We start from the raw sequence: 23622 nt of genomic DNA, 5'->3' as shown, positions 1-23622 counted from the left end.
GGCACGATTGCACCGTGACCACTGCGACGACTCCGAAAGGCGAACGGCGTCGCCATGCACTGGTTTGTGCCGCCGCCGAGCTACTGCTCGAGGGTGGCTTCGAGGCGGTCCGGCACCGCTCGGTGGCGACCCGGGCGGATCTGCCGCTCGCGTCGACCACCTACTACTTCGAATCGCTCGAGGATCTGATCGCGCGGGCGGTCGAGTTCTCCGGCACCGCCGAACTCGAGGCCATGCGCCGCCGGGTCGGCGAGGTGACGCACCGCCGCCGCGGCGCGGAGGCGACGGTCGAACTGGTGCTGGATCTGTTGGTGGGCCCCGAGATTCAGGACGAGGACGCACGCGGCCAGTTGATCGCCCGCTACGAACGCTCCGTCGCCTCCGCCCGCCACCCCGAACTACGGGAGGTCCAGCTGCGACTACGCGCCCAGCTGGACGAACTGCTGACCGATGTCCTGCGTCGGTCCGACCGGGTGGTCCGCCCGGAACAGACCCGCCGTCTGGTGGCGGTAGTCGATGGGGCGGTGGTGACCGCGCTCGGTGAGTTCGACCCCCAACCCCGCCGCATGGCGCGCGGGGCGCTGTTGGAGATCATCGACATCGTCGCCCCACCGGCTTAACCCGCAGCACACAGCCGGTAAACTGGCACAACGTGAGTCTTGTGCCGAACGTCCTCGCCACCCGTTACGCCAGCCCCGAGCTGGTTCACCTCTGGTCGCCCGAGAACAAGATCGTGCTCGAGCGGCGGCTGTGGCTCGAGGTTCTCCGGGCGCAGGCCGAGCTGGGGATCGATGTTCCGGCCGGTGTCGTCGAGGACTACGAGCGGGTCATCGATCAGGTCGATCTGAAGTCCATCGCCGAGCGCGAGCGGGTCACCCGCCACGACGTGAAGGCGCGGATCGAGGAGTTCAACGCGCTCGCCGGGCACGAGCACGTGCACAAGGGCATGACCTCCCGCGACCTCACCGAGAATGTGGAGCAGCTGCAGATCCGGCTGTCGCTGCAGCACGTGTACGGCCACGGCGTGGCCATCGCGGCGCGGCTGGCCGAGCGCGCGGCGCAGTACCAGACCCTGGTGATGGCGGGACGCTCGCACAACGTGGCCGCGCAGGCCACCACCCTCGGCAAGCGATTCGCTTCCGCCGCAGACGAATTGGTCATCGCGCTGACCCGGCTGCGGGAGCTCGTCGACCGCTACCCGTTGCGTGGCATCAAGGGCCCGATGGGCACCGCCCAGGACATGCTGGACCTGCTCGGCGGCGATTCGGCCAAGCTGGCGCAGCTGGAGCAGAAGGTGTCCAAGCACCTGGGCTTCGCGAACGTCTTCACCAGCGTCGGCCAGATCTACCCGCGCTCGCTGGACCACGACGTGATCTCCGCGCTGGTGCAGGTGGGCGCGGGCCCGTCCTCGTTCGCGCACACCATTCGGCTGATGGCGGGCCACGAGCTGGTCACCGAGGGCTTCCAGCCCGGCCAGGTAGGTTCCTCGGCCATGCCGCACAAGATGAACACCCGCTCCTGCGAGCGCGTCAACGGCCTGCAGGTGGTGCTGCGCGGCTACGGCTCGATGGCCGCTGAGCTGGCGGGCGCGCAGTGGAACGAGGGTGACGTGTTCTGCTCGGTGGTGCGCCGTGTCGCGCTGCCGGACGCCTTCTTCGCCATCGACGGCATGATGGAGACCTTCCTGACCGTGCTGGCCGAGTTCGGCGCCTACCCGGCCGTGGTGGACCGCGAGCTCAACCGCTACCTGCCGTTCCTGGCCACCACCCGCATCCTGATGGCGGCGGTGCGCGCGGGCGTGGGCCGCGAGACCGCGCACGAGGTCATCAAGGAGCACGCGGTGGCGGTGGCGCTGGCCATGCGTGAGCAGGGCCGCGAGCCCGATCTGCTGGACCGTCTGGCCGCCGACGACCGGATGCCGCTGGACCGGGCCGCCCTGGACGCGGCGCTGGCCGACCGGTCCGCCTTCATCGGCGCGGCCGAGGCGCAGACCGCCGAGGTGATCGCCCAGGTGCAGAAGCTGGTGGACGCCGACCCGGAGGCGGCCCGCTACACCCCGTCTCCGATCCTGTAGGGGTACAACGACTCTCGGATCTCGCCCCCGGCTCCTGAACGGAGCCGGGGGCGAACGAGTATGTGGTGAGTGGCGCGGGATCGGTTCGCCTGTCAGTCGGTGGAGCCGTGGTGGCGGACGGGCAGCGTGGTGCGGGATCGCAGTCGATGGAGCCGCGGTGGCGGACGGGCAGCGGGTGGCGCGCGCCTAAGCTGCGGGCATGAATCCTTACACGATCTTCGCCGAAATCGTCGCCGGTCGGGCCCCGTCCTCGAAGGTGTACGAGGACGAGGATTGCCTGGCGTTCATGGACATTCGGCCGGTGACGCCGGGCCATGTGCTGGTGATTCCGAAGGTGCCGGCGCGGAGTCTGGCGGAGTTGGATCCCGCGATGGGTGGCAAGCTGTTTCAGGTGGGGCAGCGGATCGCGGCGGGTCTGCGGGAGTCCGAGGTGGGCTGCGACGGCGTGAACTTCTTTCTGGCCGACGGGGTGACGGCGGGTCAGGAGGTGTTCCATGTGCATCTGCACGTGATTCCGCGCACTCCGGGGGATGGTTTCGGGTTGCGGGCGCGCCCGACTTCCCCGGCGCGCGCGGACCTGGATTATCTGGCGGGATCTATCAAGGGGGCATTGGCCCGAATTGCCCTGAATTCATAGCTGCCTCGCATTACCATATCTGAACCGTCTGGTTTGCCAAGGACGCGCCATAACCGCATTCCCCGACACCACGCGAGTTTCTCGAGTTACGTTGGATTGCGATCGTGGTGGGCTGATGGAGGTGGGGAATGCGCAGGAAAGCCGTTGCCGCAGCTGTTTTGGCAATTGCCACAGGCTTGCTGTATCCGGTGGCCGCGTCGCCTGCTACCGCCGGCGCCGCCCAGGTGGTCCGGGTCGACGAGTTGAGCGCCACCCGCTCGGCGCTGTTCATCGACTCCGCGGCCATGGGACGCGTCATCCAGGTGCAGGTGCTGCATCCCACCGGGAGCGGCGAGCGCCCCGCCTACTACCTGCTCGACGGTCTCGATCCCGGCGCCGTCCAGAGCACCTGGACCAATGCCACCGACGCGGAGCCGTTCTTCCAGGGCAAGAATGTGAACGTGGTGCTGCCGATGGGCGGCCAGGCCAGCTACTACACCGACTGGGTGTCCGACGATCCGCGCTTCGGCCGCTACCGGTGGGAAACCTTTCTGACGCAGGAACTTCCGTCGATCATCGACGGGTATTTCGACGGTAACGGCGTGAATGCCATCGGCGGCCTGTCCATGGGCGGGATCGCGGCGTTCGTGCTGGCGGTGCGGCATCCGGAGATGTACCGGGCGGTGGCGGGCTACAGCGCCTGCCCGGACACCACCATCGCGCAGGGCGCCATGATGTTCTCGGTGGCCAATCGCGGCGGGAATCCGCTGAACATGTGGGGCGCGCCGGGCGGTCCGGTCTGGGCCGGCCACAATCCGGCGGTGCTGACCGAGGCGTTGCGCGGCAAGACCATCTTCCTGTCCACCGGCACCGGCCTGCCCGGTCCACACGAGCTGGAGATCAAGCCGCAGTTGCCGGAGAACATCTTCTTCGGCGGTCCCATCGAATTCGGGGTGGACGCCTGCGTCACCGCGTTCGAACAGCGGTTGCGTTCGTTGAACATTCCGGCGCGGGTGGAACATTCACCGGTGGGCACGCATTCGTGGTCGTACTGGGAGGACACGCTGCACAATTCCTGGCCGACCATCAGTGGGGCGTTAGGGGCCTGAACATGGTCGCCGCCCGGGCTCGAACGGCGTTGAGCCCGACTCGTTTCGAGCCGGGCTCGGTCGAATCAGGCTCCGGGCCGGTTGAATTCGCCGTCCTTGGCGCCGGCGACGAAGGCCTCCCACTCGCCGGGAGTGAAGATCAGCACCGGGCCGTCCGGATTCCGGGAATCCCGTAAGCCGATGTTTCCACTGGCCAGGAAGGCGATTTCGACGCCGTCGGCGCTGTCGTCCCCGCGCCGCCACACCGCGTCGGCTTCGATCACGCGGTTCTTCGCTTCCACTATCGCCTCCCCTGTGCGCAGACCAGCAGGACTGGTCGGTGATGTAGATCGCACTCATCATGCCAGTGTTTGTGAAGGGTTCGGATCGGATATTCCATCTTCTGTCAGCGGAAGGAGGTATGTGGTGCGCACGCCATGGTCCCCGCAACGCGCAGCCCCGGTCTCCGACAGCTGTGCGGTGGTTCCCGAGCGGTTCTCGGTGGAATTGGCCCACAGCATCCTGCGGATCCACCGAAGTTGCCCCACCGATCAATGCGCTCGCCGGAAGGCGGCCGTTTTCTACCTGTACGAGCAGCGTCTGACGGCCCTGCCGAGGCAGCGCCGCGCCCGTTGACCCCCACCGCGGGGTTCCCCACTAAGTTGGTCCCATGGCTTTGGACAGTGGGAGCACGACGTCAGTCAGCGGCGCGGTGGTGGCGCCGATCGCCAAGCGGGTGCCGACGGAGCGCGTGCACCACGGGGACGTCGTCATCGAAGAGTACGAGTGGCTGCGGGACAAGGAGAATCCCGAGGTCATCGCGTATCTGGAGGCGGAGAACGCCTATACCGAGGCGCAGACCGCGAAGCTGGGCCCGCTCCGGGAGAAGATCTTCGAGGAGATCAAGGGGCGGACCCAGGAGACCGACCTGTCGCTGCCCACCCGCATGGGTGCCTACTGGTACTACTCGCGCACCTTCGAGGGCAAGCAGCATGGTGTGCACTGCCGCTGCCCGATCGCCGACCCGGACGACTGGACCCCGCCCAAGCTGGAGGCCGAGGTCGAGATCCCGGGCGAGGAGATCGTGCTCGACTCCAATGAGCTGGCCGAGGGCCACGACTTCTTCGCGCTCGGCGCGTACTCGCTGAGCCACGCCGGCGACATGCTCGCCTACTCGGCCGACACGCTCGGCAACGAGCGGTACACCCTGCGCATCAAGAACCTGCGCACCGGTGAACTGCTGGCCGACGAGATCCCGAACATCGCGCCCGGCGCGACCTGGTCGCTGGACGGCACCCACGTCTTCTATCAGACCCTCGACGACTCCTGGCGGCCCGACAGCGTGTGGCGGCACCGGCTGGGGACCGAGCAGTCCGCGGACGTCCGGGTCTTCCACGAGCCGGACGAGAGCTTCTGGGTCAGCATCGGCGCCACCCGCTCGGAGCAGTTCCTGGTCATCATGACCGGTTCCAAGATCACCACCGAGAATTGGATCCTGGAGGCGGACAACCCCGAGGGCGAGTTCCGGGTACTCATCCCGCGCCGGGAGGGCGTGGAGTACTCGGCCGAGCACGCCGTCATCGGCGGCGAGGACAAGCTGCTCATCCTGCACAACGACGTGGTGGACGGCGTGAAGGCGGTCAACTTCGTGCTGGCCGAGGCCCCGCTGGCCGAGCCCGCCGCCATGAAGATCCTGATCCCGCACCGCGACGACGTGCGGCTCGAGGACATCGACGCCTTCGCCGACAAGCTGGTGCTGAGCTACCGCCGCGAGGCGCTGCCCCGGGTCGCGGTGTGGCCGCTGACCGCCGATGGCTACGGCGAGCTGAAGGACATCGACTTCGACCTGGCCCTGTTCTCGGCCGGGCTGAGCGCGAACCCGGAGTGGGAGCAGCCCATGCTGCGCATCGGGCTCACCTCCTTCATCACCCCGACCCAGGTGTACGACTACGTGCCCGAGACCGGTGAACTGCTGCTGCGCAAGGAGCAGGTGGTGCTCGGCGGCTACGACGCCGACGAGTATGTGCAGCAACGGGATTGGGCGGTGGCCGCGGACGGCACCCGGGTGCCGATCTCGCTGGTGATGCGCCGTGAGACCGCGGCCGCGATGGGCGGGGACGCGGTGGCGGAGCCGAAGCCGTTGCTGCTCTACGGGTACGGCTCCTACGAGGCCGCCATCGACCCGTACTTCTCGGTGGCGCGGCTGTCGCTGCTGGACCGCGGCATGGTGTTCGCGGTGGCGCACGTGCGCGGCGGCGGTGAGATGGGCCGGCTCTGGTACGAGCACGGCAAGACCCTCACCAAGAAGAACACCTTCACCGACTTCGTCTCCGTCGCACGGCATCTGGTGGATTCCGGGGTGACCGCGCCGGACCGCATGGTGGCCGACGGCGGCAGCGCGGGCGGCCTGCTCATGGGCGCGGTGGCGAACATCGCCCCCGGACTGTTCGCGGGCATCCTGTCCAACGTGCCGTTCGTGGACCCGCTGACCTCCATCCTCGACCCCTCCCTGCCGCTCACCGTCACCGAGTGGGACGAGTGGGGAAACCCGTTGGAGGACAAGGAAGTCTACGAGTACATGAAGTCCTACTCGCCGTACGAGAACGTCACGGCCCAGGACTACCCGGCGATCCTCGCCATCACCGGTCTCAACGACACCCGCGTGCTCTACGTCGAGCCCGCCAAGTGGGTGGCCAAACTTCGCGCCACCAAGACCGGCGACTCGCAGCTGCTGCTCAAGACCGAGATGAGCGCCGGCCACGGCGGTGTGAGCGGACGCTACGAGAAGTGGAAGGAAGTCGCGTTCGAGTTCGCGTGGGTGCTCGATACCGCCGGGGCGGCGGACAACTAGCAACCCTCGACGGCGGCCGGATCCTCGGCCGCCGTCATTTCTTCTTGGCCTCGGACTTGCGCGCCGCGTGTTTGTGTTTGCCGGTGGCGGACTTGGTCTTCGTGCCGGTGGCCGACTCGCCATCGGTCTTCGCGCGCCCGCCGAGCTCGGCCTTGATCTTCGCCTGGAGCTCCGCGGTGGGCACCGCCGCGTCGGCGTTGTGGGTGAAGCCGCCCGCGTCCTCGCGGGTGAGCGAGGTCGTCAGCGGGTGCTTGTCGAGCACCTTCATGCCGCGGGCCAGGTCGTCGAGCAGCAGATCGGCCATGTCGTGGGTGAATCCGTGCCGCAGCACGGCCCGCATGATGGTCTCGTCCGCGCGGTCGGCGGGCAGCGGGTAGGCCGCGATCAGCCAGCCCCGGGTGCGCAGCCGGTCGGACAGGTCGTAGAGGCTGAGCTTCGACGTGCCCGACGTCTTCCAGGAGACCGCTGTGATGCCGTGCCGGGGGTCGGAGTCGTGAATGAGTTCGAACGGCCCGGCCTCGGTGAGCCCCTCGGCCAGATGCTGTCCGGCGCTGTAGATCGCGGTCTGCACATTGCGGTAGCCGGTGCGGCCGAGCCGGATGAAGTCGTAGTACTGGGTGACGGCCTGCCCGCCGGGCCGGGAGAAGTTCAGATTGAAGGTGGGCATATTGCCGCCCAGATAGTCGACGTTGAAGATGAGTTCCTCGGGCAGGTCCTCCTTGGTGCGCCAGATCGCCCAGCCCGCGCCCAGCGGGGCGAGGCCGGTCTTGTGGCCGGAGGCGTTGATGGACTTGACCCGGGGCAGCCGGAAGTCCCAGCGGATCTCGGGCGCGCAGAAGGGGGCGAGGAAGCCGCCGCTGGCCGCGTCGACGTGGATCGGGATATCGAGTCCGGTCCGGTCCTGGATTTCGTCGAGGGCCCGGCTGACGCCCTCGACGTCCTCGAACAGGCCGGTGAAGGTCTGGCCGAAGGTCGGCACCACCATGATGGTGTTCTCGTCGCAGTAGGCGGCGATGTCGTCGGGGTGCATCGTGTAGCGGTCGCCGCGCAGCGGAATCTGTCGGATCTCCACGTCGAAGTAGCGGGCGAACTTCTCCCAGCACACCTGCACCGGTCCGCACACGAAGTTGGGGATGCCGCGCCCGCCGCGCTTGCGCCAGCGGAATTTCGCGGCCAGCCCGCCCAGCATGGCGGCCTCGCTGGAGCCGGTGGTGGAGGTGCCGAGAGTGCCCAGGGCGTCGGGGGAGTTCCACAGATCGGCGAGCATGTGCACGCAGCGCTGCTCGAGCTCGGCGGTCTGCGGGTACTCGTCCTTGTCGACGATGTTCTTGTCGAGGCACTCGTTCATCAGCCGCCGGGCCTCGTCGTCGACCCAGGTGGTGCAGAAGGTGGCCAGATTCATCCGGGAGACGCCGTCGAGCAGCAGTTCGTCGTGCACGATCTGGTAGGCGACCTGCGGGAAGATCTCGTGTTCGGGAAAGCCCCCATGCGGTGCGGCGCGCTTGATGCCGGGCATCGCGAAGACGTCGTCGGGTTCCAGAATGCCGGTCATGAGGCTCCGATCTCGCGCGCACCACGGTTTGCCACATCGATGGTAGCCAGATCATCTCATCGAAACTGGTTCTGCAAGCTACCGTTTCGTAATCGAGAGATAGTTGCTGAACAGTTACTATTTCAGCCTTGCGGCGGTGAGCGGGTTCGGTGTTCTGCCTGGAAAGGACCAGTGATGACCGGCACGGTGACCAAGGGGGCTACGGCCACCAAGTATGTACGTGGAGATCGTCATCATCACCATCTACTGGGTGGCGGTGTTCGTGTCCTCGCAGGGCACCAAAACCGTTGCGGGCCTGTCGAGTATGGGGCTGATCGTCGGCACCCTCATACCGGGCGCGCTGCTGGTGGTGCTCGGATTCGTGCCGCCCTCGCAGTACGGCAGCGGCAACGCGCTGAGCTATGTGGTGCTCATCGGCGGCGGCATGGGTGTGGTCGGCCTGCTCATCCCGTATCTGTTCCTTCGATTCCGTAAGCCCGGCTGGAAGACCGAGGTTCCGCAGGAGGCGCTGGCATGACCGAAGAACTGGGCGCGACCGGGCCCGGCGCTCGCCCGGTCATCGCCGACGACGATGTGCTGAAGGCGACCGCGCTGGCCATCACCACCTACTGCCCCGATCAGCTCGCTTCCTACCTGAAGAGCGTCGGCGACCTGAAGACTGGTGCCACGGTCGATTCCGACGACCACCACTGACCACGGGAGGACGCCCATGACCAGTACCGTTGAAAACGAGGACGATTCGACCACGGCCGCCCTGCGCGCGGCGGTGAAGGAACTCATGCCGCGGGCGAAAAGCGATCTCGCCCAGCTCGTCTCGTTCAAGTCGGTGTACGACGCCCGGCAGTTCCCGATCGAGGAATGCGAGAAGACCGCGAAGTGGGTGGCCGACGCCTTCAGGGCGGAGGGCCTCGCCGATGTCGGACTGTACGAGACGCCCGACGGCAGCAAGGCCGTGGTCGCGCGCAGTGAGACCCCCGCGGGCGCGCCGACCATCATGCTGTACTGCCACTACGACGTGCAGCCGCCGCTCGACGGCGCCGCCTGGCAGACCCCGGTCTGGCAGCTCACCGAGAAGAACGGCCGCTGGTACGGGCGCGGCGCCGCCGACTGCAAGGGCAATATCGTCATGCACCTGACCGCGCTGCGGGCGCTGCGCAAGGTCTACGGCGACGACTTCCCGGTCGGGCTGGTACTGGTCTCGGAGGGCTCCGAGGAGCAGGGCACCGGCGGCCTGGAGGAGTTCGTGCCCGGCCATGCCGACCTGCTGCGCGCCGATACCCTGCTGATCTGCGACTGCGGCAACTTCGCGGTCGGCGTGCCCACCTTCACCCAGACCCTGCGTGGCAATGTGAACGTGGTCGTCACCGTCGAAACCCTGTCCGGTCCCATGCATTCCGGCATGTTCGGCGGCCCGGCGCCGGACGCGCTCGCGGCCATGATCCATCTGCTGGGCACACTGCGCGACGCGGAGGGCAACACCACCGTCGACGGTCTGCGCAACGACCAGGTGTGGGAGGGGCACGACTACCCGGAGGCCCAATTCCGTTCCGACGCGGGCGTTCTCGACGGCGTCGACCTGGTGGGCGGCGGCAAGGTGGCCGACATGCTGTGGGCGCGACCGGCGCTGACCGTGCTCGGCATGGACGTCCCGGCCGTGGTCGGCTCCTCGGCGGCCATCCAGCCGAAGACCCGGGCGCGCCTGAACCTGCGTATCCCGCCGGGCACCAGGCCGGACGAGGCACTGAAAGCCCTGACCGCGCACCTGAAGTCGCACGCGCCGTGGCACGCGAAAGTGACCGTGGAGACCGAGGCCACCGGCTCGCCGTTCGTCGGCAGCACCGACGGCCCGGCGCGGCAGGCCATGTCGTCGGCCATGCAGGCCGCCTACGGGCGGCCCGCGACCACCGAAGGGCAGGGCGGCTCGATCCCGCTGTGCAATGTCTTCGCCGACACCTATCCGGAGGCCGAGATCATGCTCATGGGGGTCGAGGAACCCAAGTGCCTGATCCACGCGCCGAACGAGAGCGTCGATCCGACGGAGATCGAGAACATGGCCCTCGCCGAGGCGCTCTTCCTGGCTTCCTACCGTTAGGGCAGGTCAGCGGTATTTTTTCGCGTTCTGCCGTGCGGGCGCCGGAGTCGGTGAACACTGAACTGGTCATTTCGGTCAGAGAAGGGAAGGTTCGCCGACTCGAGGGAGCCAGCATGAAGCACGGCAGAACCCCGGCCACGTTCCTCACCACCGTCACACTGTCATCGCTGTTCATCACCTCCGGCACCACCACGGCCGCCCCGGAAGACGTCACCGTCACCGCGAGCCTGGCCGGCAGAACCTCCTCGATCACACTCGACAACGGCAGCTTCGCCGTCGAGAACGGCAATCTCGTCATCCGCGAGCCGGGCGGGCAGGTCGTCCGCACCTTGGCGCTGTACTACAAGGTCGACGACCTCCGGTACCCGATCCGGGCACTGGTCTCCGACCAGTCGGTCGAGCTGACCCCGGAATCCGATCCCGGCCAGGCCACCCTCGACCCCGCCCCTGGCACCCTGCCCCTGCCCGATACCCAGCAGCAGCAACAGGACAGGTTCGACACCACCGTCGCGCAGGGCGCGGCCATCGGCGCGCTCGCCGGCGGCATTCCGGGTGCGGCGGCGGGCTGTGTCCTCGGCGGGGGACCGGGCGCGGGCGTCGGAGCCATCGCGGGCGGTGTGCTCGGGTTCATCGCGGGCATCATCGCGGCAGCGCTGCTGGCGCCGATCGTCGTCTCCGGGGAGATGGCGCTGGCGCCCGGATTCGCGGCGGCCGGTGCGGCGCTCGGCGTCGCGGGCGGTGCGATCACCGGCACCGTCGGCGGCTGCACCCTGGGCGCGGCCATCATCGGCGGCGCGAGTGCCCTGGTCGGCGCTCTGGTGGGCGCCGGGGTCGGGGCGGCGGTCGCGCAGTTCACCACGAATCCGCCTCCACCGCAGTAGTTTCCACGAACTCGCGCCGCCGGGCGGTGGCCGCTCCCGCCCGGCGGCGCGGAATCAGAATTCGGCGTTGTCCTCGGGTTCCACGACCCGGAATTCGGTATTGGCCGGACCCATTTCGGCCAGTCGACCGAAATAGATGCCCTGCGCCGCGGGCTCGATGATCCCGTAGTGGATGGGGAAGGCGATGCGGGGATTTACCGCCCGCAGGTAATCGACGGCCTCGCTGATACGCATCCACGGTGCGACGGCGGGAATGGCGAGAACACCGACCGGTGTCGGCGGAACCCACAGTGAATCACCGGGGTGGACGAGTTGGGACGGATCTTCCGCGGTGCCGAGTTGGAAGACAGTGTTGTCTATTACCGGGATCTCGGGGTGGATGACCGCGTGCCGACCACCGCCGCCGGTAATTTGGACGTCACCGACTTTCAGAACATTTCCGGCATGGACCGCCTCCCAGGGCTCACCCCGCTGCAGCGCGGTTTGCGGGTCAGACAACAGCCTGGCCTGCGGATTCGCCTCGATCAGGGCCCCGATTCGGTTCGAGTCGATGTGGTCGGGGTGCTGATGGGTGACCGCGATCGCGTCCAATCCGGTGATGCCCTCGAATCCGTGCGAGAAATTGCCCGGATCGAATAGGATCTTCGCGCCGTTCAGTTCCACCAGAATGCAGGAATGTCCGAAATGGGCTATGCGCATGGGACAACGGTAGCCCCGCACCGGCCTGGCACGCTCCGTCAGTCGCCCCTGGTCGCGGCGGACCCCGCTGTGGCGCAGGCCACGGACGGTCGGCCCCGGCGCGGCCCGCGCCGCCCACGCCAACTACGCTGATCAGCGATACCCCCCGCTCGGCCTGGCATGCATGGACCGAGCGCCGCCCCACCAGCTGAGGAGCAACGCGTGGCACGTGTCGTGGTCGAGGTGATGCCGAAGGCCGAGATCCTGGATCCGCAGGGACAGGCCATCGTCGGAGCGCTGGGGCGTCTCGGGCACCCCGGGATCTCGGATGTGCGGCAGGGCAAGCGATTCGAGCTGGACGTCGCCGACGACGTCAGCGACGCCGATCTCGAGCAGATCGCCGAAACGCTGCTGGCCAACGTCGTGATCGAGGACTGGAAGGTCGTCCGGCTGTGAGCGCCCGCATCGGTGTCATCACCTTCCCGGGCACGCTCGACGACGTCGACGCCGCCCGGGCCGTGAAACTGGCCGGATCCGAGCCCGTTTCGCTGTGGCACGCCGATGCCGACCTCAAGCAGGTCGACGCGGTCGTGGTCCCCGGCGGGTTCTCCTACGGCGACTACCTGCGCGCGGGCGCCATCGCCTCGATGGCCCCCGTCATGGGTGAGGTCATCAAGGCCGCCGAGCAGGGCATGCCGATCCTGGGCATCTGCAACGGCTTCCAGATCCTGTGCGAGGCGGGCCTGCTGCCGGGCGCGCTGACCCGCAACGAGGGCCTGCACTTCGTCTGCCGCGACCAGTGGCTGACCGTCGAGCAGACCGACACCGCCTGGACCACCCGCTACGAGCCGGGCGCCCAGATCCTCATCCCCGTCAAGAACGCCGAGGGCCGCTTCCAGGCGTCCGCCGAGGTGCTCGACGAGCTCGAGGGCGAGGGCCGCGTGGTCTTCCGCTACGCGGGCGGCAACCCCAACGGGTCGCAGCGCGACATCGCGGGCATCACCTCCGCGAACCGTCGCGTCGTCGGTCTGATGCCGCACCCCGAGCACGCCACCGAGCCGCTCACCGGCCCCAGCGACGACGGCCTGGGCCTGTTCCTGTCCGTGCTGGACAGCCTGGTCTCCGCGTAATCACGCGAGCACAACCGAACAACTAGATCCCGTCGAGGATCTCGAAGTCGATGCCGCCCGCCCTGGCCAGCCAGGTCGGGCGGATCGCTTGTCGGCCCTCGAATCCGAGCTCGCCCCACGGGGTTTCGATGACCGGACGGTCCGCGATCGCGGACTGGATCCGCCGCACGTCCAGCGATCCGGCCAGCTCGGCCATGCCGCGCAGGGTGTGAATGGCCTCGTAGCTGGTGTTGCTGAAATTCGTCAGGGAGGGCGCGAAGCCCCCGTGTAGTCGGCGGTACCGGTTCTGTCGTTCCCGGTCGTGCGGGCCGTTCACGAAGAATCCGGACGGCACGAACAGATTGTGGTTCGCGCCGCCGCCCGCGGCCAGCAGCACGTTCTCGTCCACCGCCGGGCTCACCCGGACCTGCTGCGCCGTTCGTCCGGTGCGGGTGAACTGCACATTGAAGCGGGCCACGTCCGCGCCCACCAGCAGCACGATCACCCCGTCCGCCCGATCCAGCCGCGGATCGTCGAGGAAGTCCCGGAAATCGTGGGTGTTCATGGGCACGAACACCTCCAGCGGGATCAGGTCCGGATCCGTGAGCGCGGCCCGCACGGCCGCCGCCGTGCGCCGGGGCCACACGTAATCGTTGCCGATGATCGCCCAGCGGCGCGCGTCGCAGGAGCGGCGCAGCCAGTCCAGGGCGGGCAGGATCTGATGCCGGGGGTCCGCGCCGATCATGAACAGGCCCGCGGGAGCCGAAGCCGAGTTCAGGCCCTCGTGATCGGTGGCGAACAGATACGGCACCCGCCCCGCGGTTACCCGCTCCACCGCCCGCCGCACCGCCGAGGTGTGCCATCCCGTGACCGCCCGCACCAGGCCGGTGGCCAGCAGCGCGGACACCTCCGCCGCCACTACCGACGGTTCCCGGCCCCCGTCTATGTGGGTGACGCGCAATTCTCTTCCCAGAATTCCGGTACCGGAGTTGATTTCTTCCAACGCCAGAGAAATGGCCGCCTCGCAGGAAGGCCCGAAGATACCGCCGGGACCCTGCTGCGGAACTATGTTGATGATCTCGAAGACGTTCTCGGGATTCCCGTCGAACGGGGACATCGGTTACCCTTCCCCTCGTTCAAGCGGTTTTTCTGACGGGCGGGAAATATGGCGACAATTCTAGGTGGATTTTCCACCTTGCATGGAGCCCTCCGGGCGGCCGAGCGGAGTTGGCTTCGTCACCTGGACGCCGCGCTGTGCGCGCGACGGCTCACCGCCGACCAATGGTGCATGCTCACCAACCTCTCCGCCGACATCGGCATCACCATGAGTGAACTGGCGACGCGGGCCCAGCTGGCCCCGTCCTCGGCCACCCGGCACGCCGACCACCTGGCTGAGCGCGGACTCATCTTCCGGGTCGCCGCGGCCGACGACCGCCGCCGCATCCTCATCGGATTGAGCCGCCGCGGCGAGGAACTCGTCGCCGAGGTGCGCGCCGAGGAAGCCCGCGCCGAGGCCGAAATGCGCCGCAGTCTCGGCAGTGACGACTACCTCGAACTGGTCCGCCTGCTCGGCCGGGTCGCCGAAGCCCCGCTCCCCGGGAACTGAACCGAGGTTCCTTAGTATCGGGGGATGCCTGTTGCCGAGACCACCGCGACCGCCGCCGGCCTGTGTGAATTCATCGATGCCTCCCCGTCGCCGTTCCACGTCTGCCGAACTGTCGCAGCGGAACTCGACGACCTCGGCTTCACCCGGCTCTCCGAATCGGCGCCCTGGCCCTCCAGCAGCGCGGGCCGCTACTACGTGGTGCGCGGCGGCTCGCTGGTCGCGTGGGCGGACGGCGGACCCGGCGCGCCCACCGGCTTCCGCGCCGGGCAGGCCACGCCCTTCCGCGTGGTCGGCGCACATACCGACAGCCCCAACCTGCGGGTCAAGCAGCACCCGGACCTGGCCGTCGCGGGCTGGCAGCTGGTCGGGCTGGAACCCTACGGCGGGGCCTGGCTGAACTCCTGGCTCGACCGCGACCTCGGCATCTCCGGGCGGCTCTCGGTGCGCGATGGAAACATGGTGCGGGAGCAGCTGATTCGCATCGACGAGCCGCTCCTGCGGGTGCCGCAACTGGCCATCCACCTCTCCGACGACCGGCGCGGGGTACAGCTGGACCCGCAGCGGCACGTGAACGCGGTGTGGGGGATCGGCGGCGAACCGCGATCGTTCATGGCGTTCATCGCCGAACGGGCCGGCGTCGAGGCGGACGCGGTGCTCGGCTGGGAGCTGATGACCCATGATCTGGTGCCGTCCAGACTGATCGGCCGCGCCCTGGATCTGGTGAGCGCGCCCCGGCTCGACAACCAGGGCACCTGCTACGCCGGGCTGCGCGCCTTCCTGGCCGCGATCGACGAACCCGGCGCGGCGGTTCCGGTGCTGGCCATGTTCGATCACGAGGAGGTCGGCAGCCAATCCGACCGCGGCGCGCAATCCGACCTGCTGCCCACGGTGCTCGAACGCATCGTGCTCACCCGCGGCGGCGGCCGCGCCGAATACCTGGCGGCCCTGGCCGGTTCGATCTGCGCTTCGGGCGACATGGCGCACGCGACCCACCCCAACTACCCGGACCGGCACGAACCGGCCCACCGCATCGAGGTGAACGGGGGACCGGTGCTCAAGGTCAACCAGAACCTGCGCTACGCCACCGACGCCACCGGCGCGGGCGCCTTCGCGCTCGCCTGCGCGCAGGCCGACGTGCCGCTGCAGCGCTACGTGCACCGGGCCGACCTGCCCTGCGGCTCCACCATCGGGCCGATGACCGCGGCCCGCACCGGCATGCCCACGGTGGATGTCGGCGCGGCCCAGCTGGCCATGCACTCGGCGCGGGAAATGATGGGCGCGGCCGATGTGGCCGCGTACGCGGCGGCGCTCGCGGCGTTCCTGACGCCGGAAGCCGTGCGCTGATCCAGCTTCCGACACGACGAAGGGCCGCCCGCACGATCCGTGCGGGCGGCCCTTTCGCTTCGGGGTACTAGGCGTTCGACAGTTCGGCGTCGGCCGCCGCGGGCTTCGGGTGATACGTCAGTGCCGCCACCACGAACACGATCAGCGTGAACAACACGTAGCTGTTGCCGACGATCTGCTGCCACCAGTTCCAGGTGAGCTCGCGGTCGTGGTCGTGCGGGAGCAGCCACATCGGGCCGATCGCGAACATCACCACGGCCGCGCCGACCGCGCCCAGGAACCACGGATTGCGGCGGCCGCGGGAGATCGCGTCGGCGGCCACGATCAGCGCGGGCGCGATCCACACCCAGTGATGCGACCAGGAGACCGGCGAAACCAGCAGCACCGCCGCGGCATTCACCATCAGCGCGGCCACGTTCGAGCCGGCGTCCAGCAGCCGCTTCATCCACAGCGCGGCCAGCGCCACCGCGGCCACCGACAGCACCAGCCAGATCAGCGTGGACATCGAGGTCGAGTAGCCGAGCCGGAACACGAAACCCTTGATCGACTGATTGCCCGCGTACCAGGGCGGGCCGATGCGGCCGGTGTCGGCCAGCGTGTGGAACCAGTACTCCGGCGAATCGTGCGGGAACAGTACGAAACCGGCCGCCACCGCGCCGATGGCCGACACGATGAGCGTGATCGCGCCCTTCCAGTCCTTACGCAGCAGGAAGTAGAGGAGATAGCCGCCCGGAGTCAGCTTCACCGACACCGCGATACCGATCAGCATGCCGCGCGGCCAGAAGGTCTTGCGCGCCAGGCAGTCCAGCGTGACCGCGGCCATCAACACCAGGTTGATCTGCCCGAACCCGTAGGTCTGGCGGATCGGTTCCAGCAGCTGCAGCACGGCGACCGCGCCGATCACGATGGCCAGGCGGGTCTGCCAGGCCAGGGTCGGCCGGATCCGGTCCAGCACCACCCACAGCGTCACACCCAGCGAGGCGATCGACACCGCGAGCACCGCCCACTCCGCGATCGCCAGGGGCATCAGGGCCAGCGGCGCGAAGAACAGCGCGGCCAGCGGGGGATAGGTGAACGGAAGCCCGAGCCCGAAAACCGGCGGCATCGGCCCGTACAGATCCTTGCCGTCCAGCCAGGCCCGCGCACCGTTGCGGTACACCTGCAGGTCGATGTATCCGTGCCAGAGCTTGGCCTGATAGCTGATGAAAGCGGACACCGCGAACAGTGCGACCGCGACCAGGAGCAGCTCTCCCTGCCGTCGAGTCAGCCCTGCAGGCGTGGTCACGGGTTGTTCGGTCGGATCCGCGACCCCGGATCGATCGTTCACCGCCACAGACTAGCTCCCCCGCCTCCCCGAGACTTCAGCGCACGGCTCGGGTGCCGTGGCCCGAACTGCATGCGGACCGGCGGTCAGGAGCCGAAACGATTTCGGGCGTACCCGGCGAGTTACCCCGGTCGGCGGCAAATCAGTTGGCGCTTCGGCATACGAAACACGTAGTGGGTATGGGCGGGGCTGTGAGTGTCGAGAAGTGGTCCCGGACACAGCGATGGGCGGGGTAAGGGCCTGATTTGGTCGGCAATTAGACTCGGTGCGTATCTCGCCGACATCCAGCAACGCGGGCATTCGCTTCCGACCTGCCCGGCCGAAAGGACTCTGGTATTCCCGTGACCAGCCACGTCGATACCGTCAGCAACGCCGCGGCCACCTCGGACCACCCGCAGCCCTACAAGGAACTCGGCCTCAAGGACGACGAGTACGCCCGGATCAAGGAGATCCTCGGGCGCCGTCCCACCGACGCCGAGCTCGCCATGTACTCGGTGATGTGGTCGGAGCACTGCTCCTACAAGTCCTCCAAGGTGCACCTGCGCTACTTCGGTGAGACCACCACCGACGAGATGAAGAAGTCGATGCTCGCGGGCATCGGCGAGAACGCCGGCGTGGTCGACATCGGCGACGGCTGGGCGGTCACCTTCAAGGTCGAATCGCACAACCACCCCTCCTACGTGGAGCCCTACCAGGGCGCGGCCACCGGCGTCGGCGGCATCGTGCGCGACATCATGGCCATGGGCGCGCGCCCGATCGCGGTGATGGACCAGCTGCGCTTCGGCGCGGCCGACCACCCCGACACCCGGCGCGTGGTCGACGGCGTCGTCCGCGGTGTCGGCGGCTACGGCAACTCGCTGGGCCTGCCGAACGTGGGCGGCGAGACCGTGTTCGACTCGTCCTACCAGGGCAATCCGCTCGTCAACGCGCTGTGCGCGGGCGTCATGCGGGTCGAGGACCTGCACCTGGCCTTCGCCTCCGGCAAGGGCAACAAGATCATCCTGTTCGGCGCGCGCACCGGCCTCGACGGCATCGGCGGCGTGTCCGTGCTCGCCTCGGACACCTTCTCCGGCGACGAATCCGGCTCCGGCCGCAAGAAGCTCCCCAGCGTCCAGGTCGGCGACCCGTTCGCCGAGAAGGTCCTCATCGAGTGCTGTCTCGAGCTGTACCACGCCGGACTCGTGGTCGGCATCCAGGACCTCGGCGGCGCCGGCCTGTCCTGCGCCACCTCCGAACTGGCCGCGGCCGGTGACGGCGGCATGCTGGTCGACCTGGACCAGGTCCCGCTGCGCGCCGCCGGCATGACCGCCGCCGAGATCCTGTCGAGCGAATCGCAGGAGCGCATGTGCGCGGTCGTCACCCCGGAGAACGTGGACGCCTTCATGGCCGTCTGCAAGAAGTGGGACGTCAACGCCAATGTCATCGGTGAGGTCACCGACGGCGACCGCCTGGTCATCACCTGGCACGGCGAGACCGTCGTCGACGTGCCGCCGCGCACCGTCGCCCACCAGGGCCCGGTCTACGAGCGCCCGGTGCAGCGGCCCGCGGATCAGGATGCGCTGAACGCGGATTCGGCCTCGCACCTGAACCGTCCGCAGACCGGCGACGAACTGCGCGCCACCCTGATGAAGATGCTGGCCAGCCCGCAGCTGTGCTCGCGCAAGTGGATCACCGAGCAGTACGACCGCTACGTGCGCGGCAACACCGTGCTCGCCGAGCACGCCGACGCCGGCGTGGTCCGCATCGACGAGGAGTCCGGCCGCGGCATCGCCCTGGCCACCGACGCCTCCGGCCGCTACACCAAGCTGGACCCGTACACCGGCGCGCAGCTGGCGCTGGCCGAGGCCTTCCGCAATGTCGCCGTCACCGGCGCCACCCCGAAGGCCGTCACCAACTGCCTCAACTTCGGTTCGCCGGAGGACCCGGGCGTCATGTGGCAGTTCCAGCAGGCCGTGCGCGGTCTCGCGGACGGCTGTGCGGCCCTGGGCATTCCGGTCACCGGCGGCAACGTGTCGTTCTACAACCAGACCGGCCAGACCGCCATCCTGCCGACCCCCGTGGTCGGCGTGCTCGGCGTCATCGACGATGTGCACCGCCGCATCCCGACCGGCCTGGGCACCGAGCCCGGCGAGACCCTGATCCTGCTCGGCGAGACCCGTGACGAGCTCGACGGCTCCATCTGGGCGCAGGTCGAGCACGACCACCTCGGCGGCCTGCCCCCGAAGGTCGACTTCGCCCGCGAGCAGCTGATCTCCGAGATCCTGGTCTCCGGCTCCCGCGACGGCATGGTCTCCGCCGCGCACGACGTCTCCGAGGGCGGCCTCATCCAGACCGTCGTCGAGGCCGCGCTGGCCGGCGAAACCGCCTGCCGCATCATCCTTCCCGAGGGCGCCGACCCGTTCGTCACCCTCTTCTCCGAGTCCGCCGGTCGCGTCCTGGTCGCCGTCCCCCGCTCGGAGGAAACCCGCTTCACCAAGATGTGCGACGCTCGCGGCCTCCCGTGGGCCCGCATCGGCGTCGTCGACGACGGCTCCGACTCCGTCGAGGTCCAGGGCCTGTTCAAGGCCACCCTCGACGAGCTCCGCGCCGCCCATGAGGGCACCCTCCCCGCCCTCTTCGGCAACGCCGACCACTGAGCGGTCGCCCGCGGCGCTGAACCGTAGCGGCCACACAGCCGTAGGAATGATCGAGAGCCCGCCCGGTTCGTCCGGGCGGGCTCTCGCCATCCACGGCCACGGCCGGTGGCCGACGCGGTACACATGTTGCGCTTTGTGATCTCCCGCCGATATCAGACCTGTTGGTGCTCGGGTGGTTCCCGCGCGCCTTCGACGTATTCACATCGGCTGCAAAGGAATCGAACACCACCATGGCCGCGCCGGTCGTCTTCACCAGCAACTATTCCGATATGTCGAACGACGAGGGCTTCCAGTGGGACTTCCACTGCGACCGATGCAGAACCGTCTACCAGTCGGCGTTCCAGCAGAACTACCTCTCGCGAGGCCGCGGCCTGCTGCGCGTGCTGCGGGACCTGTTCGGTGACCGTTTCAGCGTGCTGAACAAGGCATCCTCGGCCGCCGACAGCTACTCCAACAGCTGGGGCAGCTCATCCTCGAGCACCAAGGACAAGGCCTTCGCCACCGCCATCAGGGACGTGGAGCCGAACTTCCGGCAGTGCGGGGGCTGCGGTTCCTGGATGTGCGCACGCAACTGCTGGAACGAGCAGGTGGGACAGTGCACGGGTTGCTCACCCCTGGTCCAGCACGAGATCGCGCGGGCGCAGGCCGCCGCCCGCGGTGAACAGATCCAGGAAGCAGCGCGGCAACAGGATTGGGCCCAGCAGCACGACATCTCCACCCCGGCCCGGGTTCTCTGCCCGACCTGCGGTTCCAACACCACCGGCGGTCGGTTCTGCGGAGCCTGCGGCACTGCTCTGGACCTGCGTTCGGGCTGTCGCGGCTGCGGGCATCAGATCCCGGTGGGGTCGGCGTTCTGCTCGAATTGCGGTCAAGGTCAATAGCGGTCCACCTGCACGAGAGCCCGCCGGATTCCTCCGGCGGGCTCTCGCCATATCCCGTGCGGGACAGCTCGATCGAGTTGTCGCCGCGCCGTGCACCTAGTGGAACAGGCTGCTCAGCAGCGGGCCGATCACCGGAATCGAACTCGCGCTACCGGTTCCGGTCGTCGGCGGGGTCGTGGTGGGCGGAGGCGTCGTCGGGGTGCAGCTCGCTCCGGCGGGAGCGCTCTGAACCACATGGACGTTGGGGATCATGGAATCGATGATCGCGTTGGGGCCGAGCGCCGAGTCGTAGGCGAATGCCCCGAGGGCGGTGTCTCCCGCATAGGTGGGTGCCCAATTCACGGTCATGCCCTGGCCCGCGACATACGGCAGGGTGGCGATGGTGGTGGTCGTGCCCTGCGGGGCGGGCGACCAGACGAACGTGATGCTCGAGTAGCCCGCGGCCTGGGCCATCAATGCCGTGGCGTCGGTGGCGGACAGGCTGATCGTGTAGGTGGTGCCGACGCAGTAGGCCTGCGAGGCCTGCAGCTGCAGGGTGTTCACCACGCCCGCCGACGCGGTCGTCGCTGTCGCGATCGCGGCCGCCCCCACCGCGGCCATGGCAGCGAATCCGATGCTCGAGTGGCCCAGGATCGACTTCTTCATACTTTTGTACTCCCCTAACCAAACCCCTTGGAGATCAAGGGGACGGCCAGCGTATCCGGGCGGGGCGACAAGTCAGTTGATCTTGAAAGGATCGTGTTCGGCCATCAGTTTCTCCATGCGGGCCTCGTCGATGCGCTGGTGCACCTTCGACGATTCATGCTGGTCGCGAATGACTTTCGCGAGGGTGAAGCTACTGCTGACCAGGAACAGCATGGCCATCAGGAGGAAGCCGCGCTGCCAGATGTCGAGGGGGAGGTAGGCGATGCCGATGATCAAGGCGCAGAAGCTGATTCCGAAGGCGATCGCGGCCTGCGCCAGAAACGCCGTGGTGGACTTGGTCTGTGCGCTGGGGTTGCTCATGAATCCGAGTGTGGCTGTCGCGCCGTCGAATCGACCGAGTACATCTACTCGAGTCGGGTCGGTAGAAGCCGTGTCCGACACGCCCGGGTGATGGCCCCTCTCACACGTGGGGCTCCCCGGATTCGGGCCGGTTGCGTCCATACTTGACGGGTGCTGGACTCCGCCCACGCCCTGACCCGGTTGCGCACGCGCGCCGCCGTGGTCGCGCGGCGGGCGGAGGACATCATCGACCTCAATCACACGGGGTTGGTGGTGGCGACCATCTTCTTCGCGTGGTCGGTGACGCCCTCGCTGGTGCCGCGGGATTGGTTGTTCCAGGGCCTGATCTCCGGGATCAACGCCGCCATCGGGTACGGCGTCGGGTGCGTTCTGCAATGGGCCTTCCGGCGGTGGGTGCGGCCGCGGATTCCGGTCGAGACCCCGCCCGAATGGGTGCGCTACCTGGTGAAGGTCGTCGTGGTCGGCGCGTGCGCCCTGGTGGCGGCCGCCATGCTGGTGCTGTCCGCGGACTGGCAGCGCGAGATCACCAGCCTCATGAACATGGAGGGCACCACCCGCGCCGCGTATCTGCGCACGGGCGGGCTGAGCGTGGCGGTCGGCGCGCTCGTCGTCGCCGTCTACCGGACGCTGCGGGAGACGGTGCGGTTCCTGGCTCGGCTGCTCAGCCGGTGGGTGAAGGTGCCGCCCGCGCTCGCGCCCGCGATCGGGGCGCTGCTGCTGACCGTCCTGATCGTGACCCTGTTCAACGGTGTCGCCACCCGGGCCTTCTTCGCGGTCGCGAACTCGGCGTTCAGTGTGCGCAACGACAAGATGAGCGACTTCGCGGTACAGCCGATGAAGCCGGAGCGTTCCGGGAGTCCGGCCTCGCTGGCCAAGTGGGAGACGCTGGGGTCGGAGGGACGGTGGTTCGTCTCGCACGGACCCGATCCGGTGTTGATCAGCGCTGTCACCGGAAAGCCCGCGCGCGAACCGATTCGGGTCTATGTGGGACTGAAATCGGCGACCCAGGACATGCGCGAGGAGGACATGGCCGTCGCCGAACTCGAGCGCACCGGGGCCTTCGACCGCAAGGTGCTGGTGCTGGCCACCACCACCGGGACCGGCTGGGTGAACGGGGAGGCGGCCGCCGCGCTCGAATACATGTGGGGCGGCGACACCGCGATCGTCGCGTCCCAGTACTCGTATCTGCCGAGCGTGCTGTCGTTCCTGGCGGACCGCGAGAAGGTCGCGGCCAACGGGCGCACCATGTTCGACGCGGTGTACCGGGCCTGGTCGCAACGACCGGCCGACCATCGGCCCAAGCTGCTCGTGTACGGGGAGAGCCTCGGCTCGCAGGGCTCCGAATCCGCCTTCGACGGACTGGCCGATCTGCGCTCCAAGGTCGACGGCGCGCTGTGGGTGGGGCCGCCCAACTCGAATCGACTGTGGCGGCAGTTCGTTCAACGCCGCGACCCGGGCACCCGGGAAGTGGATCCGATCTACGCCGACGGGCTGGTGGTCCGATTCGCCGCCACCGCCGAGGATTTGAACCGGCCCTCGCCGGAGTGGCGCAAGCCGCGCATCGCCTACCTGCAGCATCCGTCCGACCCCATCGTGTGGTGGTCGTCGGATCTCATCTTCTCCCAACCGGATTGGCTGTCCGAACCGCGCGGCGCGGACGTGTCCTCACAGATGCGGTGGTGGCCGTTCGTCACCTTCTGGCAGGTCGTCGCCGACCTCACCAACGCCCAGGGCGTCAGCGACGGGCACGGCCACCGGTACGGCTCCCTGGTTCTCGACGGCTGGGCCGCGGTCGCCGCGCCGCCGGACTGGACGCCGGTCCTCGGGGAACGCATCCGCACCCAGATCGAGCTCGCGGAGGCGTACGAGCGGGCGGTCAAGTAGC

General features: G+C 68.3%; 23 protein-coding genes. 16 read left to right on the top strand and 7 right to left on the bottom strand.

Annotated features, from left to right (window positions below; genetic code table 11):
* Nucleotides 1–14: 14 nt before the first annotated feature.
* The 4 genes from ACFYTS_RS01000 (at nt 15) to ACFYTS_RS00985 (ending at nt 3799) form a co-directional block, all read left to right on the top strand.
* Complete coding sequence (locus tag ACFYTS_RS01000; protein ID WP_357089689.1) at nt 15–620, top strand: TetR family transcriptional regulator; 606 nt, start codon at nt 15–17, stop codon at nt 618–620.
* 32 nt (nt 621–652) lie between these two features.
* Complete coding sequence (gene purB / locus ACFYTS_RS00995) at nt 653–2074, top strand: adenylosuccinate lyase (protein ID WP_357282709.1); 1422 nt, start codon at nt 653–655, stop codon at nt 2072–2074.
* 199 nt (nt 2075–2273) lie between these two features.
* Nucleotides 2274–2711 carry an HIT domain-containing protein gene (locus ACFYTS_RS00990; protein ID WP_357282708.1) on the top strand — a complete coding sequence of 146 codons (438 nt, stop codon included), beginning with the start codon at nt 2274–2276 and terminating at the stop codon, nt 2709–2711.
* Nucleotides 2712–2839: 128 nt separating this feature from the next.
* Entirely contained in the window at nt 2840–3799 is a 960-nt protein-coding gene (locus tag ACFYTS_RS00985; protein WP_387300469.1) for an alpha/beta hydrolase, read from the top strand.
* A 65-nt stretch (nt 3800–3864) separates the two neighbouring features.
* Here ACFYTS_RS00985 and ACFYTS_RS00980 read toward each other — a convergent pair whose 3' ends face one another.
* Nucleotides 3865–4080: a DUF397 domain-containing protein gene (locus tag ACFYTS_RS00980; protein WP_357282705.1), complete on the bottom strand. Its 216-nt coding sequence runs from the start codon at nt 4078–4080 to the stop codon at nt 3865–3867.
* A gap of 368 nt (nt 4081–4448) precedes the next feature.
* Between ACFYTS_RS00980 and ACFYTS_RS00975 the strand changes: the two genes are divergently transcribed.
* A complete protein-coding gene (locus tag ACFYTS_RS00975) occupies nt 4449–6629 on the top strand; it encodes a S9 family peptidase (RefSeq protein WP_387300467.1) in 2181 nt (726 codons plus the stop codon).
* A gap of 34 nt (nt 6630–6663) precedes the next feature.
* On the opposite strand, the gene ACFYTS_RS00970 is transcribed toward ACFYTS_RS00975, so the two are convergent.
* Nucleotides 6664–8181 (bottom strand): glutamate decarboxylase, encoded by a 1518-nt coding sequence (locus ACFYTS_RS00970; protein ID WP_387300465.1) that lies wholly within the window; start codon nt 8179–8181, stop codon nt 6664–6666.
* 214 nt (nt 8182–8395) lie between these two features.
* Here ACFYTS_RS00970 and ACFYTS_RS00965 point away from each other — a divergent pair, with 214 nt between their 5' ends.
* The 4 genes from ACFYTS_RS00965 to ACFYTS_RS00950 all read left to right on the top strand — a co-directional run bounded on the left by ACFYTS_RS00965 (nt 8396) and on the right by ACFYTS_RS00950 (nt 11154).
* The gene (locus ACFYTS_RS00965; RefSeq protein WP_387300463.1) at nt 8396–8698 is read left to right on the top strand and encodes a hypothetical protein; all 303 of its coding nucleotides are present in this window, start codon (nt 8396–8398) and stop codon (nt 8696–8698) included.
* A complete protein-coding gene (locus ACFYTS_RS00960) occupies nt 8695–8874 on the top strand; it encodes a hypothetical protein (RefSeq protein ID WP_387300461.1) in 180 nt (59 codons plus the stop codon). Before ACFYTS_RS00965 ends, ACFYTS_RS00960 begins: the two co-directional genes overlap by 4 nt.
* Nucleotides 8875–8890: 16 nt before the next feature.
* Nucleotides 8891–10273, top strand: coding sequence for a dipeptidase (locus ACFYTS_RS00955; protein ID WP_387300459.1), 1383 nt, complete (start codon nt 8891–8893; stop codon nt 10271–10273).
* A 113-nt stretch (nt 10274–10386) separates the two neighbouring features.
* Nucleotides 10387–11154 (top strand): hypothetical protein, encoded by a 768-nt coding sequence (locus ACFYTS_RS00950; RefSeq protein ID WP_387300457.1) that lies wholly within the window; start codon nt 10387–10389, stop codon nt 11152–11154.
* A gap of 54 nt (nt 11155–11208) precedes the next feature.
* On the opposite strand, the gene ACFYTS_RS00945 is transcribed toward ACFYTS_RS00950, so the two are convergent.
* Nucleotides 11209–11853: an MBL fold metallo-hydrolase gene (locus ACFYTS_RS00945; protein ID WP_357089660.1), complete on the bottom strand. Its 645-nt coding sequence runs from the start codon at nt 11851–11853 to the stop codon at nt 11209–11211.
* 201 nt (nt 11854–12054) lie between these two features.
* Here ACFYTS_RS00945 and purS point away from each other — a divergent pair, with 201 nt between their 5' ends.
* Together purS and purQ are read left to right on the top strand one after the other, a co-directional pair.
* A complete protein-coding gene (gene purS / locus ACFYTS_RS00940; RefSeq protein WP_357089657.1) occupies nt 12055–12288 on the top strand; it encodes a phosphoribosylformylglycinamidine synthase subunit PurS in 234 nt (77 codons plus the stop codon).
* Nucleotides 12285–12962 (top strand): phosphoribosylformylglycinamidine synthase subunit PurQ, encoded by a 678-nt coding sequence (purQ, locus tag ACFYTS_RS00935; protein ID WP_357282692.1) that lies wholly within the window; start codon nt 12285–12287, stop codon nt 12960–12962. The genes purS and purQ overlap by 4 nt, the downstream gene beginning before the upstream one ends.
* Before the next feature lie 22 nt (nt 12963–12984).
* Here the strand turns inward: purQ and ACFYTS_RS00930 are convergent, their stop codons facing one another.
* Nucleotides 12985–14058 (bottom strand): substrate-binding domain-containing protein, encoded by a 1074-nt coding sequence (locus ACFYTS_RS00930; RefSeq protein ID WP_387300454.1) that lies wholly within the window; start codon nt 14056–14058, stop codon nt 12985–12987.
* A gap of 78 nt (nt 14059–14136) precedes the next feature.
* Here ACFYTS_RS00930 and ACFYTS_RS00925 point away from each other — a divergent pair, with 78 nt between their 5' ends.
* A complete protein-coding gene (locus tag ACFYTS_RS00925) occupies nt 14137–14547 on the top strand; it encodes a MarR family transcriptional regulator (RefSeq protein WP_357282689.1) in 411 nt (136 codons plus the stop codon).
* A gap of 24 nt (nt 14548–14571) precedes the next feature.
* On the top strand, nt 14572–15891 hold the full coding sequence (locus ACFYTS_RS00920) for a M18 family aminopeptidase (protein WP_357282687.1): 1320 nt from the start codon (nt 14572–14574) through the stop codon (nt 15889–15891).
* A 67-nt stretch (nt 15892–15958) separates the two neighbouring features.
* On the opposite strand, the gene ACFYTS_RS00915 is transcribed toward ACFYTS_RS00920, so the two are convergent.
* Complete coding sequence (locus ACFYTS_RS00915; protein WP_387300452.1) at nt 15959–17218, bottom strand: glycosyltransferase 87 family protein; 1260 nt, start codon at nt 17216–17218, stop codon at nt 15959–15961.
* 338 nt (nt 17219–17556) lie between these two features.
* Between ACFYTS_RS00915 and purL the strand changes: the two genes are divergently transcribed.
* Nucleotides 17557–19851, top strand: coding sequence for a phosphoribosylformylglycinamidine synthase subunit PurL (gene purL / locus ACFYTS_RS00910; RefSeq protein WP_357282684.1), 2295 nt, complete (start codon nt 17557–17559; stop codon nt 19849–19851).
* 230 nt (nt 19852–20081) lie between these two features.
* Nucleotides 20082–20732 carry a zinc ribbon domain-containing protein gene (locus ACFYTS_RS00905; protein ID WP_357282682.1) on the top strand — a complete coding sequence of 217 codons (651 nt, stop codon included), beginning with the start codon at nt 20082–20084 and terminating at the stop codon, nt 20730–20732.
* A gap of 96 nt (nt 20733–20828) precedes the next feature.
* On the opposite strand, the gene ACFYTS_RS00900 is transcribed toward ACFYTS_RS00905, so the two are convergent.
* A complete protein-coding gene (locus ACFYTS_RS00900; RefSeq protein ID WP_387300449.1) occupies nt 20829–21377 on the bottom strand; it encodes a hypothetical protein in 549 nt (182 codons plus the stop codon).
* Between the two features lie 72 nt (nt 21378–21449).
* Complete coding sequence (locus ACFYTS_RS00895) at nt 21450–21737, bottom strand: YiaA/YiaB family inner membrane protein (RefSeq protein ID WP_357089635.1); 288 nt, start codon at nt 21735–21737, stop codon at nt 21450–21452.
* A 150-nt stretch (nt 21738–21887) separates the two neighbouring features.
* Here ACFYTS_RS00895 and ACFYTS_RS00890 point away from each other — a divergent pair, with 150 nt between their 5' ends.
* Nucleotides 21888–23621: an alpha/beta hydrolase gene (locus ACFYTS_RS00890; RefSeq protein ID WP_387300446.1), complete on the top strand. Its 1734-nt coding sequence runs from the start codon at nt 21888–21890 to the stop codon at nt 23619–23621.
* The last annotated feature ends 1 nt before the right edge of the window (nt 23622 follow it).

The organism is Nocardia sp. NPDC004151 (assembly GCF_042874235.1).
GTDB lineage: Bacteria > Actinomycetota > Actinomycetes > Mycobacteriales > Mycobacteriaceae > Nocardia.
This window is presented reverse-complemented; position numbering and strand designations above follow the sequence as displayed.